The sequence below is a fragment of the Dyella nitratireducens genome, from assembly GCF_014642835.1.
In the GTDB taxonomy this organism is placed as follows: domain Bacteria; phylum Pseudomonadota; class Gammaproteobacteria; order Xanthomonadales; family Rhodanobacteraceae; genus Dyella_B; species Dyella_B nitratireducens.
On record NZ_BMJA01000001.1, the window covers coordinates 371,356 to 389,164 of the forward strand.

At 60.1% G+C, this 17,809-nt stretch carries 10 protein-coding genes and 1 pseudogene; 4 read left to right on the forward strand and 7 right to left on the reverse strand.

Translation table 11 applies throughout. From position 1 onward, the window contains the following. Positions 1-249: 249 nt before the first annotated feature. Positions 250-4,398: an Ig-like domain-containing protein gene (locus IEX75_RS01745; RefSeq protein WP_188792535.1), complete on the reverse strand. Its 4,149-nt coding sequence runs from the start codon at positions 4,396-4,398 to the stop codon at positions 250-252. Positions 4,399-4,964: 566 nt separating this feature from the next. Here IEX75_RS01745 and IEX75_RS01750 point away from each other — a divergent pair. Further along, positions 4,965-7,922 carry a hybrid sensor histidine kinase/response regulator gene (locus tag IEX75_RS01750; protein WP_188792536.1) on the forward strand — a complete coding sequence of 986 codons (2,958 nt, stop codon included), beginning with the start codon at positions 4,965-4,967 and terminating at the stop codon, positions 7,920-7,922. Positions 7,923-7,994: 72 nt separating this feature from the next. On the opposite strand, the gene IEX75_RS01755 is transcribed toward IEX75_RS01750, so the two are convergent. Next, the gene (locus IEX75_RS01755; protein WP_188792537.1) at positions 7,995-8,681 is read right to left on the reverse strand and encodes a LuxR C-terminal-related transcriptional regulator; all 687 of its coding nucleotides are present in this window, start codon (positions 8,679-8,681) and stop codon (positions 7,995-7,997) included. Between the two features lie 224 nt (positions 8,682-8,905). Between IEX75_RS01755 and IEX75_RS01760 the strand changes: the two genes are divergently transcribed. Both IEX75_RS01760 and IEX75_RS01765 read left to right on the forward strand, forming a co-directional pair. Further along, a complete protein-coding gene (locus IEX75_RS01760) occupies positions 8,906-10,363 on the forward strand; it encodes a DUF4139 domain-containing protein (RefSeq protein WP_188792538.1) in 1,458 nt (485 codons plus the stop codon). A 16-nt stretch (positions 10,364-10,379) separates the two neighbouring features. After that, positions 10,380-11,138 (forward strand): enoyl-CoA hydratase/isomerase family protein, encoded by a 759-nt coding sequence (locus IEX75_RS01765; protein ID WP_188792539.1) that lies wholly within the window; start codon positions 10,380-10,382, stop codon positions 11,136-11,138. 233 nt (positions 11,139-11,371) lie between these two features. Here the strand turns inward: IEX75_RS01765 and IEX75_RS01770 are convergent, their stop codons facing one another. The 3 genes and pseudogenes from IEX75_RS01770 to bamJ all read right to left on the reverse strand — a co-directional run bounded on the left by IEX75_RS01770 (position 11,372) and on the right by bamJ (position 13,786). After that, complete coding sequence (locus tag IEX75_RS01770) at positions 11,372-12,220, reverse strand: sulfurtransferase (RefSeq protein WP_188792540.1); 849 nt, start codon at positions 12,218-12,220, stop codon at positions 11,372-11,374. Further along, positions 12,217-12,998, reverse strand: a pseudogene (locus IEX75_RS01775) (CoA pyrophosphatase). Before IEX75_RS01775 ends, IEX75_RS01770 begins: the two are co-directional and overlap by 4 nt. 35 nt (positions 12,999-13,033) lie before the next feature. After that, complete coding sequence (gene bamJ, locus IEX75_RS01780) at positions 13,034-13,786, reverse strand: BamJ family beta-barrel-assembly machinery protein (protein ID WP_188792541.1); 753 nt, start codon at positions 13,784-13,786, stop codon at positions 13,034-13,036. A 328-nt stretch (positions 13,787-14,114) separates the two neighbouring features. Between bamJ and IEX75_RS01785 the strand changes: the two genes are divergently transcribed. Continuing rightward, a complete protein-coding gene (locus IEX75_RS01785) occupies positions 14,115-14,897 on the forward strand; it encodes an enoyl-CoA hydratase/isomerase family protein (protein WP_188792542.1) in 783 nt (260 codons plus the stop codon). 98 nt (positions 14,898-14,995) lie between these two features. On the opposite strand, the gene IEX75_RS01790 is transcribed toward IEX75_RS01785, so the two are convergent. Next, positions 14,996-15,916: a DUF1684 domain-containing protein gene (locus tag IEX75_RS01790; protein ID WP_188792543.1), complete on the reverse strand. Its 921-nt coding sequence runs from the start codon at positions 15,914-15,916 to the stop codon at positions 14,996-14,998. A gap of 69 nt (positions 15,917-15,985) precedes the next feature. Beyond that, a complete protein-coding gene (gene mutL / locus IEX75_RS01795) occupies positions 15,986-17,809 on the reverse strand; it encodes a DNA mismatch repair endonuclease MutL (protein WP_188792544.1) in 1,824 nt (607 codons plus the stop codon).

Genomic DNA, 17,809 nt, shown 5'->3' on the forward strand with positions numbered 1-17,809 from the left:
CTCGGCATTGCCACGCAGACACGCTTGCTTCTGACTTCATGGAAAGATCCAACAGGGTGGTTGGAATGGAGTTGCTGCGATGCGTTTCGCTTGATGCATCACAGGAGATGGAAGGCGTGAAGAAGATGGCTCGTGCCTTGAAAACCCCATTTGGGATTCATGGCAAATCGCGACAGGACCGGCGTGCGCAACATCGCACGCCGGATACTTCGCTTGTTTTATTTTCCATGGCGTGAGCGAGCCATCCCTTCAGCGCGCACGCGGTGCGCCTGCCGTGGACGTCATCGCCGTTCGACGTTTGCCTCCGGTCGAACTGCGCCGGACGACGTCAATGGTCACATCGTTCATCAGTTGCCAACCCATGTAATACAGGCGATTGGAACCACACAACCATTGCGCCAATACGCCAGCCGAAAGCGTTCCTCGCGTAATAGGACCTGTCTTGACGAATTCGATCGCTCCACCCGACGTTCCATCGTCGTATCCATTACCGTAGGTTCCCGCCGCCGAGGTTTTTGGCCCGGCAGAATGTGGATCGTTCGTCGTTCCTTTACATCTAAACCCCACGCCTGCTATGCCCGTCGGGAAAAGCACCGAACTATCTTTCGGCTCACCGCCAGCCTGATTGATCAGGTAAGAGGAATAAGAGGTTGAACAAGTAAAAGAGGTCTGCGCACTAGCAGGGGCGGTAGGAGTCGTTTCGATGACAGCACCGACCGGCAGGTCTTCCGGGATCGTGATGCTTGATCGGGCAGTGCAACGATAGAAGCTGGTCGTACCGACAACGAAAGTAACATTGCCCTGCAAAGCAGGGGCTTGAATCGCCAGGCTAAGCGATAGCGACTCCCTCGGAGGCGCCTCCGGCGTGCCAGCCCGTTTGACGGTGTAATAAATCTCTACCGTCTTGTTGTTGTTGGGCGTAATCACCGTGTTGCCGACCGTAAAAAAGATCGGGCCAAGGGTTTCAATCTTCACGGCCTGCTGCTGCGATCCGGCCCCGGCCGCACCTTCCCAGATCATCGTCACGGTGTCACCGATCGCCATGTCGGCGTAGTCGATCACGACATGAACCCCATCGACGGGCTTGACCAGATTCAGCGTGTCAGTGAACGGGTCTGCTTCGGTGACGACAGGTGCAATCAGTGTCGCATCGGTAACGTGGATGGTTAGATCGTTCAGCAGTTGCCAGCCCATGTAGTACAAGCGATTGGAACCCATCAACCATTGCGCCATCACGCCAGCTGAGAGCCTTGCTCCTGATGCAATTGGACCGGTCTTGACGAATTGGATCGCTCCAGTCGTTCCGCTATTACCGGTAGTTGCCGTATCTCCAGAGATTGGCCCAGCAGTTAAAGGGCTCGGATCGGATGACGAATTTTTTGTGTAAATGAGCCTAAATCCCACACCCGGTATGCTCGTCGGAAAGAGCGTCGAGTCATCTTTCGGCTCGCTGCCAACAAGATTGATTCGGTAATACGACCGCAATGTTGAAGAACTAGTAGAGGTCTGCGCGCTAGCACTGCTTGCCGGGGTTGTCTCAATCACTGCCCCAACCGGCAAATCGTCTGGAATCGTGATGATTGATTGGGTGGTGCAACGGTAGAAGCTGGTAGTACCAACAGCAAATGTGGCCGTGCCTTGCAGGGCGAGGTTTTGAATCGCTAAATCAAGCGATGACGATTCCGCTGTCGACTCCTCCGGCTGCCCTTTCCGCAGGACGGTATAAAAAATCCGTACGGTTTTGTTGTAGTTGGGCGCGATCGTGGCACTGCTCACCGTAAAAAGGAGGGGACCAGGCGTTGTAACCTCCACAGGCTGCGTATCGGATCCGCCTCCGTCCGTGCCTTGCCAGATCATGGTTACCGTGTCACCGATCTCCATGCCGTCGTAATCGATCACGATGTGGACACCAGCATCGACGGGCTTGACCAGATTCAACGTATCGGTGAACGGGTCGGCTTCGATAACGATGGGCGCCGTCAGCGCCACCAGCACCGCAACCCTGAAGTTCCACGCAAGCGACACCGGCTCGCTGCCATACAACCCCTTAGCGGTGAAGCGGTGATTTCCATCGGCAAGCCCGGTCACTGCACGGGTCCACACGCCAGCGCTATTCACGTCGACGATACCGTGCGAAATGGTGTCGTTGTCGAACAGTTCGACGGTCGTATCAGGAGTGGCTGTGCCGCTAAGCGTCACGGTCGTGTCTTCCGTTACGCCACCTTCGAGAATCTCGCCCTTCGAATCCCTGACCGAGGTGATGGCCGGGATGATGTCCTGCGCCGCACCCACGCGCAGCGTCCGTGATGCCGATGGTCGTGGGCTTCCTACCTTCGGTGTCACCGTATAGCGGATCGTTACCGTGCCGCCGTCATTGGCGATCACGTACGCCTTGTCCACGTCGAACAGCACCGGCTTGTTGACCGTGGCGGCACGGATGTTGATCCAGTCGCTGAAGCTGCCACCGGGTCCGCTGCTGCCGATCCAATCCATATCCACGCGGTCGCCATCGGCCTTGTCGTACTCGATGCGCACCTCGGCATACAGGCCGACGGCATCCGGATCCAACGTCACGTTGTCCGGTGCTTCATCCACGGTCGGCGCAGGCAGTGTCACGCCTTGCGTGTCGCTCACCCGCAGTGTCCGCACCAGCGAAGGACGCAACGGCGTACCGTCGCCAATCATCACCTCGTACCACACCTCCACCGTGCCACCAGCCAACAGCGCAATCTCCGCCCCCGGCACTTGCAGCACCACTTCCTTGCCCACCGCACTGCCGCTGATCGTGCGGTCGAACGAATACACATGCGACTCGCCATCGGCACGCATGCCCGACCAGATCAGTGTTACCACGTCCCCCGCATCCATGCCGGGGTACGGCGGAATGCGCACCGTCGCCCGCGACAACGTCGCGTCCAGTTCATCGTAGTCGTTCGGCGCTTCGTCCACCGTCGGTGCCGGCAACTTCGCCGCCTCGCCGACGATCGTCACGCGCACCTGCTTGGAGCTGCGTCCGCTTTGCAAGCGGTACGACACCACCGCATCGCCTTGCGCGAGCGCAACCACGCTGGCGTTGGGCACGAAGAATTCCAGCGTCTGCACCGGGCCGCGCGTAACGTCTTGCGCTTCCTCATATGGTACCAACACACCTTCGGCGGTATGACCCACCCACTGCAGGGTTACGGTATCGCCGACCGCAAAGTCCGGCGCAAACGCCGTGACCAGCACCCGTACATCCTCACCGCCTAACTGCGCCAGATCGATCACGCCGTTGTCGTCGGCATTCGTCACTTCCGGCAAGAACAGCGCATTGCCTTGCACATCCACCACCACCTCAGTGGTGGGCGACCAGCCGGAGCGGTTGCCTACCAGGTCGAATACCTGATACCGCAGCACCACCGCATCACCGTCGCCAGCGGCGCGGATGGTGGCGTCGTTCACGACCACCATCACAGGTAGATTGACCTCGCTGCTATCGCGCAGGGTGTACTCCACGAAAGCACCGCCCCAGTTCAGCCGGATGCGATCGCCGACGGCCATGTTGGGATACGGCTGGATCATCACCGGCACACCGCGAGCGGCCCAAGAGGTATCCACTCCATTGCGAATAACCTCGTCAGGCAGGTTCGGCGCCGCCAGGTTCGGGTTCTCGTCCGGCGCGGGATCGACGCCGCCAGGCGGGTCCAGCTTGACCAGCACGGGCAGCAGTGGGGACAGCTCCTGGAAACCGCTGCCTGCACGCGTTACGCGGCACACCACATTGATCCAACCGGCGACCACATCGTCTTCCGGCACAGTCAGCAGCACGGCTTTGTTGACTTCTTCCGGGAATTGCAGGGTTTTGCCAGCGACCGGCGTGCCCGGATAGCCCGGGCTTTGCGGATCGTCGGGTGCACCCCAGAACAGATCGAGCCGATCACCCACCTGCATCGGCGACCACGGCTCCATCTGCACGATCACACCGCCTTCACGCACGTGCAGGCCGATACCTTGTTCGCCGTTATCGCCGATCGGCACGGATTTGAGGATCGTGGGTTGCAGCAGAATGCGCGACAGCCCAGGCGACTCACTCACGGCGGCTGTGAGAGCTTTTGCACGATGGCCGTAGCCCACCGCGGGTGCCCGCGCCTGCGTGCCAGCATAGGCCATGGATGCGTCAGCTTTTAGAACAGGGCGCGCAGGAAGCTCCGCATGGCGGGGACGCGGCTCGGCCCATACCGTCTCCCAGGGATGCGGCGTGCGACCAATGGCCGGCTGGTCATCACCGTGTTCCAACACGTGCCCGGTTTGCGTCAGCGCAGGGGGGATGTTTTCTCCCAGAGTGGCTTGAAGGCCGCTCGGCACGGGGCGGGCCTTCGACTTGCCATGATCAGTGGAGTGACCGTTGTGTTTTTTCATGACGACGCATCCTTTCTTTCAGCAATGGGGATGAGGAGGTTTACGTCACGCCGTCACATGTCATTCCAGCGTCACATCCACACACAGCTTCATAAAACCGCAACGCTTTCGGCACTTAACATGACGGCGCATGCACGCTTGCTGCTGGCTTCACGGAAAGGTTGAAACAGATTTCTTGAACACACCTCAGCTTTACCCTGAAAAACCTTCGGCGAAACGAAAGGAAGCTCAGCACAGGAGCTGATGGTTGACGCGATGGAGCAATCAATCGATGGACTTCCTCCGTGAAGCAAATATGAGGCGCAGCGAGCCCCATCACATGCCATGACACTGGCAACGCGACGAGGATTCGCTAAAGATGTGGCCGCCCGGTGGAATGGCGGTCGTACCGCATGTCAAAACGATTAACGGTTACCCATGCATCGCAAAAGATGCAGAGCATGTGAAACCATGACACGTATCCCGATAATCCCTTGTGAAGGGCATGGCAAGTTGCGATAAAGCCAGCGTGCACACCATCGCATGACGAATACTTCGCTACTAACTTCCTATAGGTTCTTACTCCCATGGAAGACACGGTGAACCGTTATCAGCGACGGCTACTCTACGGCGGAGGCATGGTCATCTCGATCATGCTTGCCGCCGCCACCTGTGTCTTGTTGTATTCGATGGCCAGGGACGAGATAGCGCGGCGCTATGCCGACTTCGCTGTTCGAAAGCTGCTCGTCCAGCTCGAATTCCAGGCGCGTGACTTCGCGGTGCGTACGTTTATCGCCCACGAAGAAGCCGTGTGGCCCACGAGGGAATCGGCCTCCCCAGCCTTGATCGCCACCTTCGCAGCGCAGCATGGACGTGTCGTGTTGCAGGGCAATCCGCATTTCGCTCCTGTCCTGGCACTGGGTGACGTGACGCCGCAACAGCCCTCCGACACCTTCGGCCGCTATCTCGCACTTGCCAATGAGATGAGCTATCGGGCTGGTGCCTATTTCAAATTGCAATCGCAAGCGATGTCGGGTTATTTGTACAGCCCGAGTCACGATTTCATCGTTTTCATTCCGGCTCCCGGACCAGACAGCACACTCCAAACCCATGACGCCAACGATGTGCGCCGTCTGATTGGGACGATTGCACCGAGTGACAACGAACCGGGCCAATCCACGACATCGGATGTGTCGGCCACTTCCCGCTTGAGCTGGCTTGTGCCTGCGCTTGATCCCATTCAGCACCAGCAAGTGATACGACTGGTCGCCACAGCCTTCGATAACGGCAAGCCATTCGCCACCCTCATCAGTAATTTGCCTACGCGTTCGGTGCTGGCAAAGCTTCCTGTAGATCAGTACGACACGGTGTCATTCATGGTTGACGGCAATGGCCAGGTCCTTTTGCACACCCGGCATGGCCTGCCGTCAGAAAATAGTATTTACTTGGCGCTACACACTCTGCCTACGCTACACAGCGAGCAGCCGGTTGCGATGTTCCGCGACGGTATGTTCATCATCAGCCAGGGCATCCAAGGCACCGACTGGACGCTGATCCATACCTTTTCGTGGGGCACCCTCATCGTCGCACTGTGGCCGAAACTGGCCGCCTGTGTAGCCACCCTGCTGCTTGTGATCGGCCTGATCTGGATTGCACTGGTGTGGCTGGACCGCAAAGTGTTCATACCTGCGTGGCGCCGCTCGCAACGCATCGTGGAAAGCGAGAACCTCAATCGCACCATGATCACTACCGCGCCGTTCGGCTTTGCGTTGATGGGTTTGCACGACAAGGCAGTGCTTCTTCAGAACGACGTGATGCGCGCTTACGATGCACAGATACAAGGTGACGAGCCGCTGCATCGCAAGCTGATGCGCCTGTTTGACCCGGATCCTGCAGCACCCGAATGGCAGCATGATCTGGAAACAGCCATCGCGATGAAAGACGACACCACCTCCGATCTGCTGGTGAGCCTTATGCGCACCCGCTACCAGGGCAACGACGTGGTGCTATGCAATTTCACGGACATCACTGCGCGCAAGAACACCGAGCGCAAGCTGGATGAAGCACGCCGCGCGGCTGATACCGCGAATGAGGCGAAATCGGCCTTTCTCGCCACCATGAGCCACGAAATACGCACGCCGCTCAACGCTATCCTCGGCAATCTCGAATTGCTCGATCGATCGCCGCTGCTGCCCGAACAAAGCGAACGCCTGAACACCATCACCTCGTCTTCTTATGCACTGCTGGACACGATCAGCAGCGTGCTGGATTTCTCCAAGATCGAATCGGGAGAAATGCCCATCGAAACCCTGCGCTTCGACCTGGCCGATCTGATTCGCCAGATCGGCGCGATGTTTGCGCCGATCGTGGCAGCCAAAGGTATCCAGTTCGATTGCGTGATCGACGATGCGCTTGCATCGCATTACCTCGGCGATCCGACACGTATCCGACAGATCGTCACGAATCTGCTCAGCAATGCCGTGAAGTTTACAGCGCAAGGTGACATTACGCTGGAGGTTTATCTTGGTGGCGATACCGGCGAAGACTCGCCCATTGTTGTTGGTGTCAGCGATACGGGCGTGGGCATCACACTGGAGCAGCAGCGAGTGCTGTTCCAACCCTTTGCTCAGGCGGATTCATCCGTCGCGCGACGCTTTGGTGGAACCGGGCTCGGGCTTGCGTTATGCAAGCGGCTTACTGAATTGATGCATGGGACGATCGCGGTAAAGAGCGAGCTTGGTGTCGGCAGCACATTCATGGTCACGCTGCCGCTGCGAGTGGCCACGCCTGCAGATCATGTACTCCGCAACACCGATGCCATGCCACGTCCCATCGGACATATACCTGATCGCGAGCACCCGCTACGCATGCTGGTGGTAGACGATCATCCCGCCAATCGCGTGCTGATCCAGGAGCAAATGAAAACACTCGGCTACCAGACCGATGTTTCCGAAGATGGCCACCACGCCCTGCAGTGCTTTGCCCAGGCGCGTTACGACGTGGTCATGACCGACCTCAGCATGCCGGGCATGGATGGCTATACGCTCGCACAAACCTTGCGTTCGCAGGGTGTGACCATTCCCATCATCGCCATCACCGCCAGCGCGAGCATTACCGAGCACGAACGCTGTGCCGCAGTGGGTATGGATGCCGTGCTGGTGAGACCTATCCTGCTGGATACGATCGATCGCCTGATACGCCAGCTCGTCAGCCGAACGGTCGAGTCGGACCGCCCTATCGCTGCGCCGCAGGATCTGGCCTATGGCCCGTTACCAGCGAAAGTCCACGCGCTGATGCAGCAAACCTTGCAGCAGTCGATGGAAGCCCTGAGCGCGGCATTGGACCAGGGTGATTGGAAAAGCGTGCGCGATCATTTGCATGCGTTGCGTGGATCGTTCGCCTTGATTGGCGAGTTGGAAACGGCCGATAGCGTCAGGCAGATGGAAGAACTGGCCGCCAACCATGACCAGCAGGCGTTGAAAACGGCCATGCGTGTGTTTGCTGAGCGTGCGTCGTCCGTGTTGGATCAACGCCCGGCCGTGTGACCGTAGGTTGGGGTGTAAAACCCAACATCGCCATGCGCACAGACATCATGATGTTGGGGTTTGCACCCCAACCTACGAACCTTTCGGCGCACCCGGCTGCGATGAGGACGCGACAATCCCGTGCTCCATCGCATAACGCAACAGATCGACATCGCGCTCGATGCCCAGCTTCTGCATCGCGCGCGCTTTCTGCGTGCTGATCGTCTTCTTGCTACGGCTCACGCGCTCCGCAATCTCGTTGATGGTCAGGCCGCTCGCATAGAGCCGCAGCACCTCCAGCTCACGCTTGCTCAACGGTTGCGGTGCATTCCCGCCGCGCCGATCCATGTCGCGCAGGCTCATGCTTTTTTCGATGGATGGCGAGTAATAGGTGCCACCCGTTGCAGCGGCATGAATAGCGGGAATCAGATGGCTCACTGCGTCCGACTTGCTGACAATGCAGACGATACCTTGCCCCTGCAATGCACTGAGCACGGCCGGATTGTCCAGCATGGTCAATACGACCAGCTTCACCGAAGGGTAGCGCCGCTGGAGAAAGGAAAAAAACGCGATGCCGTCACCGTGTTCGTTGCCCGGCATGGAATAGTCGGAAACGAGCACATCGCAACAGCCGGTATCCAGGATGCGGATCAGCTCGGTCGAGTTGCCCGCCGTGCCGGTCAATTGAATGGTGCTAACGGAAGAGAGGCGATATTCGACACCTGCGATCATCCCCGGATGATCGTCCGCAAGCACCACTCTTAGTGAAAAGCCATCCATTTGCCGCCCTTGGGTCCGTTGCGCATTCGACCATGAAAGTATCCGGCGGCGAATCGATGCGTATTCGTGTCGCACCGGTGAACGGGAACGGCGCCGATGGTACGCCAGTTGGGTCGCCTAAGACACCGTCCTGAAGCAGGCAAGAACGGCTGGCTGCTGCAGCACATACGCCACCGCAGCCGGCTCGTTATGATCGGCCCCACCCGTCGACAAAGGAGTGCATCATGCCGATCAACTACCGAACTGTTCTGGCCGTCGCTATCGCCACGTTATGCGGTGTCTCGCGCGCCGAAGCCGCCGATGGTGCGTCGATGACCCTGTATCGCAGCGATAGTCCTGCTTTGTACTCAAGCAGCGGCGACAGCGACGTCAACAACGGTTACGCCGTGGTGCGCGAGCAGCGCAACGTGACGTTGCAGTCTGGCGTACACGACCTGGTACTGGGCGATCTGCCCAATCATCTGGACGCCGAGGCCATGGCACTTGGGTTTCCCGGTGGCGAGGCCAAAGTCATCTCCCAGCGGCTGCTGCTTGGCCAAGGCCCCAACGCGGCATTGACTGGCTTGACAGGCAGCAGCATCAACGTGCTGGGCGACAACGGTCAAGCGCTGGCGAGCGGCACGTTGCTGCGTGCCGGTGAAGATGGGTTGGTGGTGAGCACGGATCACGGCACCACACTGATTCGCCAATATGCCGCAGTCAGTACGGCAGGCGACCATTTTCCGACCGGCTCCAGCCTGCGCCTGCGCGTCGATGCCTCGCGCAGCGGCCAGGCTGATGCCACGCTGAGCTATCCCACCTCCGGCATCGGCTGGCGCGCGGCCTATGTCGCCACGCTGCAACCAGGCAATACGTGCAGCATGCAATTCGAATCGCGCGCCAGCATTGCCAATCGCAGCGGCCGCGACTGGCACGATACGAACCTCACCCTGATTGCCGGCGAACCCAACTTTGCCAAAACCACAGGCCCGCGCCCGATGATGATGCGTGCCATGGCGGCGGCAGCGCCGGCCGAGCCATTGCCGGAACAATCGTCCATGGGTGATTACCGCAGTTACACCCTGCCTGCGCCCGTCGATCTCCCTGATGGCAGCATCAGCCAGGTGCCGCTCTACGCTGCGCGCACGGTGAGCTGCGAGCGCACGTCGCTTTACGAGAACGGCGGCAATTGGATGCCGCCGCAGCCGATGCTCAACGAAACGTTTAATACCGACAGCAACACCAGTGTCATCAGCACGCTGCGCTTCACCGCTTTCGATAGCCTGCCTGCCGGTTACCTGCGTGTGCTCACCGCCGATCGCAACGGCGTGCCGCAATTCATCGGCGAAGGACGCATCAACGACACGCCCAAGGGCAGCGATGCCACGATGACGCTGGGCACGGCTTTCGATTTACGCGGTCAGCGCGAGCGCACCGGTTTTCATGTCGACAAGGCCGGCCGCACCATGGACGAAGCGTTCCGAATTACGCTCACCAATGCTGGTGAGAGTGCACGCACGGTCACGGTGCGTGAGCATCCGAACCGCTGGCGCGAGTGGACGGTCACGTCGTCGACCGTGAAGCCCAGCAAACAAACTACGGATACGTTGGAATTCAAGGTCGATGTGCCCGCCAACGGCAAGGCCGTGCTCGACTATGGCGTACGCTATACCTGGACGGCTGACGTGCAGCCGCAATCCTGATCAGGGGAATCTCTTCATGCTCAACATCATCAGGCACGAGGCCGTTGTCGAAATCCAGATGGCGCGTCCGCCGGTCAATGCGCTGAATCTGGATCTGTTGCAAGCGTTGCAAAAGGCATTGGCGGATGCCGTGCACGAAGAGGCGCGCGGCGTCTTGCTATCCGGCGCACAAGGCATGTTCTCGGCCGGCGTGGATGTGCCGGCGCTGCTGACGCGCGACCGTGCTGGCGTACGTGAATACTGGCGCGAGTTCTTCGCCACCTGTGCCGCCCTCGCCCACTTGCCGATACCGGTCGTCGCCGCGATCACCGGCCATAGCCCTGCTGGCGGTGCGGTGCTTTCGCTGTTCTGCGATTACCGCGTGATGGCGCAAGGCCCCTACCGCATCGGCTTGAACGAGGTGCAGGTGGGGTTGATTGCGCCGGATTGCATCCAGATGGCGTTGCGTCGCGTGGTGGGTGCGTATCGTGCGGAGCGCTTGCTGGTTTCCGGTGCGCTGATTGATGCGGAGCAGGCGCTGGCCTTTGGCTTTGTCGACGAACTCACCGCCGTGGATCAAGTCGCTACGCGCGCGTTGCATTGGCTGGGTGAAACCATTGCCCTGCCCTCACACGCCATGCTGGAAACACGCAAGATTGCACGCGCGGATTTGACGCGCACGTATGCGGATATCGATGCCTTGCCGATTGATGCGTTCGTGGATGCGTTCTTCCATCCGCAAACGCAGGCGACATTGCAGGCTTTGGTGGAGAGGCTAAAAAACAAAGCCAAATGAGGCGTTATTGCCTTAAAAACGAACCTTGCCATATGGCCGTCATGCCCGCGAAAGCGGGCATCCACCTTGCTCCGATGCATCCTTAAAAATGGATGCCCGCTTTCGTGGGCATGATGGCCGTGAGGTAATAGCACATACGGCGTGTTAAGCACTCAACACGAGTTTTGCGTGCTTCGCACGGCGAATTTGACCGGATCCCGGTCTTTGCCGGGATGACGAGAAAAAACGTCAACCTACCCGTTTCCGGTTGCGACCGGGCGTGATGTATCACTGATCCACCCGCTCCACGACGGCGCATACAAACGCGAACCTGTAAGCCCTGCATGCTCCATCGCCAGCAAGTTGTGGCAAGCGGTAACACCGGAGCCGCACATATGCACCACCTGTTCCGGTGCGTGGTCACCGATCACGGCGCGAAATGCTTCACGCAATTCGGCCGGTGACTTGAATCGTCCATCCGCCTGCAGGTTGTCGGTAAACGGCCGATTCGCCGCGCCAGGCACATGGCCCGCGACGCGATCGATCGGCTCCACCTCACCGCGATAACGCGGCGTAGCGCGTGCATCGATGAGTAGTTCATCCCGCCTGCTGCCGATTGCCGCGTGATCGATGACTACCTGGCTGCTCTCGTAGTGCACGCTGACCTGCGTCGGCTGGCGTTGCGGAATCTCCCGCGACACCGGCAGGTTCGCCGCCTTCCACGCCGCATGGCCGCCATTCAGCACGGCCGCTTCGCGTACGCCGCACAAACGCAGCAGCCACCACAAGCGCGCTGCCGCGAGCGAACCGTTGTTGGCGTCGTAGCTCACCACCTGCAAGCCGGGACGCCAGCCCAGGCGCGAAAGCAGCGCAGAAAAGGCTTCTTCGGTGGGCAACGGATGACGGCCCAGACCAAGCTTGACGCGCCCCAGATCAGACAGGTCGCGATCGAGATGCGCAAACATCGCACCGGGAATATGTTCAGCGCGGTAATCGCGCTCACCCTTGTCGGCGTCGGCGAGATCGAAACGGCAATCGACGATCAGCACACCATCCGGCGACATCGCCGCCAGTTCTTCGGCTGTGATCAAGGTGCTTTTCATGGCTGTTCCATCCTTTGCAGAAGATTCATCAAGATGGCGGCCGTAGCGCCCCAGATGCGACGGCCTTCGTACTGGAACTCCACCATCTCGCGCCGATGGCCGCGGAAGTTCATGGTGTAGCGTTTCACGTTCGACGGATCGACGAAGAACGCCAGCGGCACCTCGAACACCTCGGCCACTTCATCAGGCGCCGGATGAAAACGTGCCTCGGCGTCGATGCGCGCCACCACCGGCGTGATGCAGAAGCCGCTGATGGTTTCGAAGCAATCCAGATAGCCCAGAGGGGTTACCAGTGTGGGGTTGAGGCCGATCTCTTCTTCCGTTTCACGCAGTGCGGTGGTCAGCGCATCGGCGTCCGTGGGATCGGCGCTGCCGCCGGGGAACGCAACCTGCCCTGCGTGTGAGCTGAGATGATCCGTACGCACCGTGAAAACCATGCGCAGCTGCTGTTCGTCGCGCACGCCGATCAGCACGGCAGCCGAGCGGCGCTCAACTTCACCGATCAACTCGGTCATCTCGGCATGATTCCAGCCAGGCGGCAGCGGTGGCTGCGACAGCGGACGCAGGGCGCGCTGCAGGGTTTGCATCATGCGGGTTCGCGTGCGGGCAGCACCACGTCCATGAAGTGTGAACGTTCGAGGTCGCTCATGCTGCGCCAGCGGGCGATTTCATCGCCGGTGCGGAAGCAGCCTTCGCAATAGCCGCGTGCATCGAGTCGGCAAATGCCGACGCACGGACTCAGAATGGCTTGAGGGGGAAGCGGGGACGGGTTTGACATGCGGCCGACATGCTAACGCACACGCCGTGCCGGCGTCAGGGCCCTGCGGCTTGGGGATTCGGCGGCTTGATATCCAGCAACTCGATGTCGAATACCAGTGCCTGGTTCGGGCCGATGCGCGGCAGCGCACCCTGCTCGCCATAGGCAAGTGCAGGCGGAATAACCACCTTCCACCGGTCGCCCACATGCATGCGCGGAATCACGTACTGCCAGCCGCGAAGCACCTTGTCGACGCCAAACGTTACAGGGTGGCCATGCGCCCAGGTGCTATCGAACTCGGTACCGTCGATCAGCATGCCGCGATAGTTGACGGTGACCTGACTATCGATACCCGGATTGAGCGTGCCGTCGCCCGTTTTGATCACCGAATACTGGATGCCGGAGGGAAGCTGCACCACACCGGCCAGCGTCGCGTTGTGCGCCAGGTAGTCGGCGCTTTTCTTGGCATTCTCGGCGGCGATACGGTTGAACTCGGCCATGGCCTGTTCGTGCATGCGCTCGCCCAGGCTGACCAGCTGGTTGTACATGTCTTGCCGGGACACGGACGGTGGACGCTTGGCGTAGGCGTCCTCAATAGCTTTCTGCAGCACAGCCATGTCCACCGGGATATCGCCGTCGGAGAATTGCGTGCCGATGCGGTAGCCGATGGCGTAGGAAAGCTTGTGCTTGTCGAGCTTTGCCGCCGGGGGTTGCGGTTGCGACGAGCCGGACGCGTCCGTTCCCTGTGCATGGACCGCGCATGCGGCAAGCAACAGTAGAACAGGCATCAACCAACGCGCAGGTGTCATTGCATTCTCCAGGCTACAAAACCGCCCAACGCTCCCTGGCAGCCGACATCCTTGAGCGGCCGCCATACGGGTAAACAAAACTGGCGAGTACGACTTGGAGACATGGGGCGGGCTCTAAGCATACGGCGAAAGCCGTCATCGTAGGCAGTTCACTGGCTCGATGCCGCTATAACGAACGTTCAGCGCAGCGAGGGGACTGCTCAACATCCCCACGGGCGGCGATCACCGGATGGCATGGCAGAGACATCGAACTGGCAGTGAGAAAGCCAGGAGCGGCAAAGGTTCCCGCTGCTAAAATCAGTGCCTTATCCTTCTCAGGGAGCCCAACGTGGCCTATCGCAATCTCGACATCGGCAATCGTGGTGCGGTGCGCACCATTACCGTCAACCGGCCGGACAAGCTCAATGCGCTCAACCGCGAAACCTTGAACGAGCTGACCCTGGCCTTCAACCAGGCCGCGCAGGACGACGCCGTACGGGCCATCGTGCTGGCCGGTGCCGGCGACAAGGCGTTCGTGGCCGGTGCCGACATCAGCGAGATGAACGGTTACACGCCGATGCAGGCACAGAGTTTTTCGCGCACCGGCCAGCGGCTGATGAGCGGCGTCGAACGATTGGGCAAACCGGTGATTGCACGTATCCAGGGTTTCGCCCTGGGCGGCGGCATGGAACTGGCGATGTGCTGCCACCTGCGCATCGCCAGCGAGAGAGCCAAGTTCGGCCAGCCCGAGATCAACCTCGGCCTGATCCCCGGCTTCGGCGGCACCCAGCGCCTGCTGCGCCTGGCCGGCCGCGGTGCGGCGCTGGAACTGTGTCTCACCGGCAGCACCATGACGGCGCAGCGCGCGTATGAATTGGGTGTGGTCAATCGTGTGGTGGCGCCGGAAGCGCTGGATGAAACGGTGAATGCGCTGGCCGACCAGTTTGCTGCCGCTGCACCGCTGGCTGCCGCAAGCATTCTGGATACTGTGTTGCAGGGTGGCGAAACGTCGCTGGACCAAGGGTTGGAGTTTGAGACCCAGGCGTTTGCGCTGATGTTTGCGACGGAGGATATGAAGGAAGGAACGAGTGCGTTTCTTGAGAAGCGCAAGGCTGCGTTCCAAGGGAAGTGAAAATGAGCCACGTAGCAGCGTAGGCTGGGGTGCAAACCCCAGCACTGCCATGCACGCACATTGCGATGTTGGGGTTTACACCCCAACCTACGCAGCACTCAATGCCCGCCGCGGTATTTCTTTTCGCCCGCGGTAATCCGCAGATCCAGCCGATTCTCCGGCGGCGCCAATGGACAAGTCGCAAACGGGGTAAAGGAGCAAGGCGGGTTGTAAGCCTTGTTGAAATCCAGCACCACTTTGCCGTTCTGCGGCAGTGCGGCGTAGAGGAAGCGTGCGGCGCCGTAGGTTTCATGACCGGACGTACGATCGGCGAGCACGAAGAACAATTCACCGCCCGGTTCTTCCTGATACGGCAGCAATTCGTAGGTGTGGCCATCGCGCGTGAACACGGCCTTGCCCGGCACTTTGACGGTATCGATGGTGCCGATCACCGAACCCATCTTCAAATCATGCGGCGGATCGAAGGGCACCCAGTCGGCCACGATGTGCCATGAGGGATCGACCGGGAAGTAGTCGATGCCGAGGAAGTGCTTGCGCGTCGCAGCATCAGGATCCTTCACACGCAGCGCCTTGCGGCCTTCGCGATCGATCACGTAGAAACTCGCCGAGCCGAACGCTACCTTGGTGGGTGCTGCATCGCCGGTGACGTGCATATCGTCGATCAGCGTGGCTTCCTCGACCAGCTTGCCATCGACCGTTGCCCCACTGTCTTTGGCCAGCTTGATATGCACCTGCCCCGACTTGTCCAGCGTGATCTCGCCCAGATGCGCGGGACCTGCCTGCAGGATGATGTCGTTGTCGGAAGCAGTGCCAACTTTGTTGGCACCTTCCTGCACCCATTCCAGCCCGATCAAGCTGAGCCAACCATCCGGCGCCGTCAGCTTGGCAACGCGCTCGGCACGCCATTTCTCGATGCTTTGCTGGTAGGCATCCGGCGCTGCAGTGGGTTGAGAGGTATCGGCATGCACGAGGGCCACTCCTGTACTTAGGATCAGTCCGGCCAGGACATTACGCCACATGGGGTTTGCTCCGCTCGATGCAAGTAAACCCGAGTATGGACGTCTATTTATAGGGGAAACAAGAACCGCTTAACGACCACGTAGAAAAAGCTTATCCAATTCGGTCATGCCCAGCTGCACCCAGGTCGGGCGGCCGTGGTTGCATTGACCAGAGCGCTCGGTGGCTTCCATTTCGCGCAGCAGTGCATTCATTTCCGGAAGCGTGAGGCGGCGCCCTGCGCGTACCGAGCCATGGCAAGCCATGGTGGATAACAGCTCGTTTTCCAGTTCCTGCAATTGGCGCGAGCTGCCATGCTGCGCGAGTTCACCGAGCACACTGCGCGTAAGTTCGGCGACATCCGCGCCTTCCAGCAACGCAGGAATGCGGCGCACGACAACGGCAGAAGGACCGCTGCGTGAAAGTTCCAGACCCCAGTCAGCCAACGCGTCGCCATGTTCTTCGGCAGCGGCGGCTTCCTTCGCGCTGACCGGCACCGACAAAGGTACCAGCAGTATTTGTGAACGAAGATTGCTGCACGCGCGGCCGGTTTTCAGTTTTTCGTAGGTGATGCGTTCGTGCGCGGCATGCATGTCGACCAGCACCAGGCCATGCGTATTTTCTGCCAGGATGTAGATGGTTTTCAGCTGCGCAAGCGCATAGCCCAACGGCGGTGCTTCGCTGTCGTCGGCCGCCGGCATGGGTTGCTGGGTCATGGCCGGCAACTCGGGCACCGGTTCGCCAAGCAAGGTGGCGTAATCAGCCAAAGGCTCTTCGCGGACACCTAAATGCAGGCGGCTTTGTGATGCACTTGCCGGCCAGCTGCTCACTTGCCGATTTGCTTCCTGCACCGCACTCGTTACGACGCCAGCTGCGCCATTCCATGTCGGCGCTTCCACCGGCACATGCTGACCGGCGCGTGTTTCGGCGAGTGCTTCGTGCAGTGTGCGGAACAAGAAATCGTGTACCAGGCGCTGCTCGCGAAAGCGCACTTCGCTCTTGGCCGGATGCACGTTGACGTCGACGCCGGCAGGATCCAGTTCCAGGTAAAGCACAAACGCCGGATGACGACCATGGAACAGCACATCGGCATACGCTTGCCGCACTGCGTGCGCCACCACACGATCGCGTACCAGTCGGCCGTTGACGTAAAAATATTGCGCATCGGCCTGCGGACGCGAAGCGGTTGGCAAACCGACCCAACCGGACAAGCGCATGCCCGCCGACGCGTGATCGATACGCAAGCTCTGTTGCGGGAAGGTTTCGCCGAGCATTTCCGCCACACGCATCAGCATGGCGTTGTCGTCACGCGCGGCCTTCCACACGCGCACGGATTTGCTGTTGTGGCTTAGACGAAATTCCACGCCACCACGGGCGAGCGCGAGCGACTTGAGTAGATCATCGATGTGCGCAAATTCGGTGCGCTCTGCACGCAGAAACTTTCTGCGCGCCGGCACGTTGTAGAACAGATCGCGAACTTCCACGCTGGTGCCTTGTGGGTGCTGCGCGGGACGCACGTCCTGCATGCGTCCGCTGTCGACTTCGAGGCGGAAGGCATTATCCGCACCACGTAGACGCGAAGTCATCGCGAAACGCCCTACCGATGCCATCGACGCCAGCGCTTCACCGCGAAAGCCCATGCTTGCCACGTGCTCGAGATCATCGAAGCTGCCGATCTTGCTGGTGGCGTGTGAGGCGACGGCTAGCGGCAAATCGTCGGCGGCGATGCCGTCGCCGTCGTCGCGGACGCGAATCAGACGCGCGCCACCAAGTTCGATATCGACTTCGATGCGCGTGGCGCCAGCGTCGAGGCTGTTTTCAACCAGCTCTTTGACGACCGAAGAGGGCCTTTCGATCACTTCGCCAGCGGCTATCTGGTTGATGAGCTCGGGAGGGAGGGGGCGGATGCGGGACAT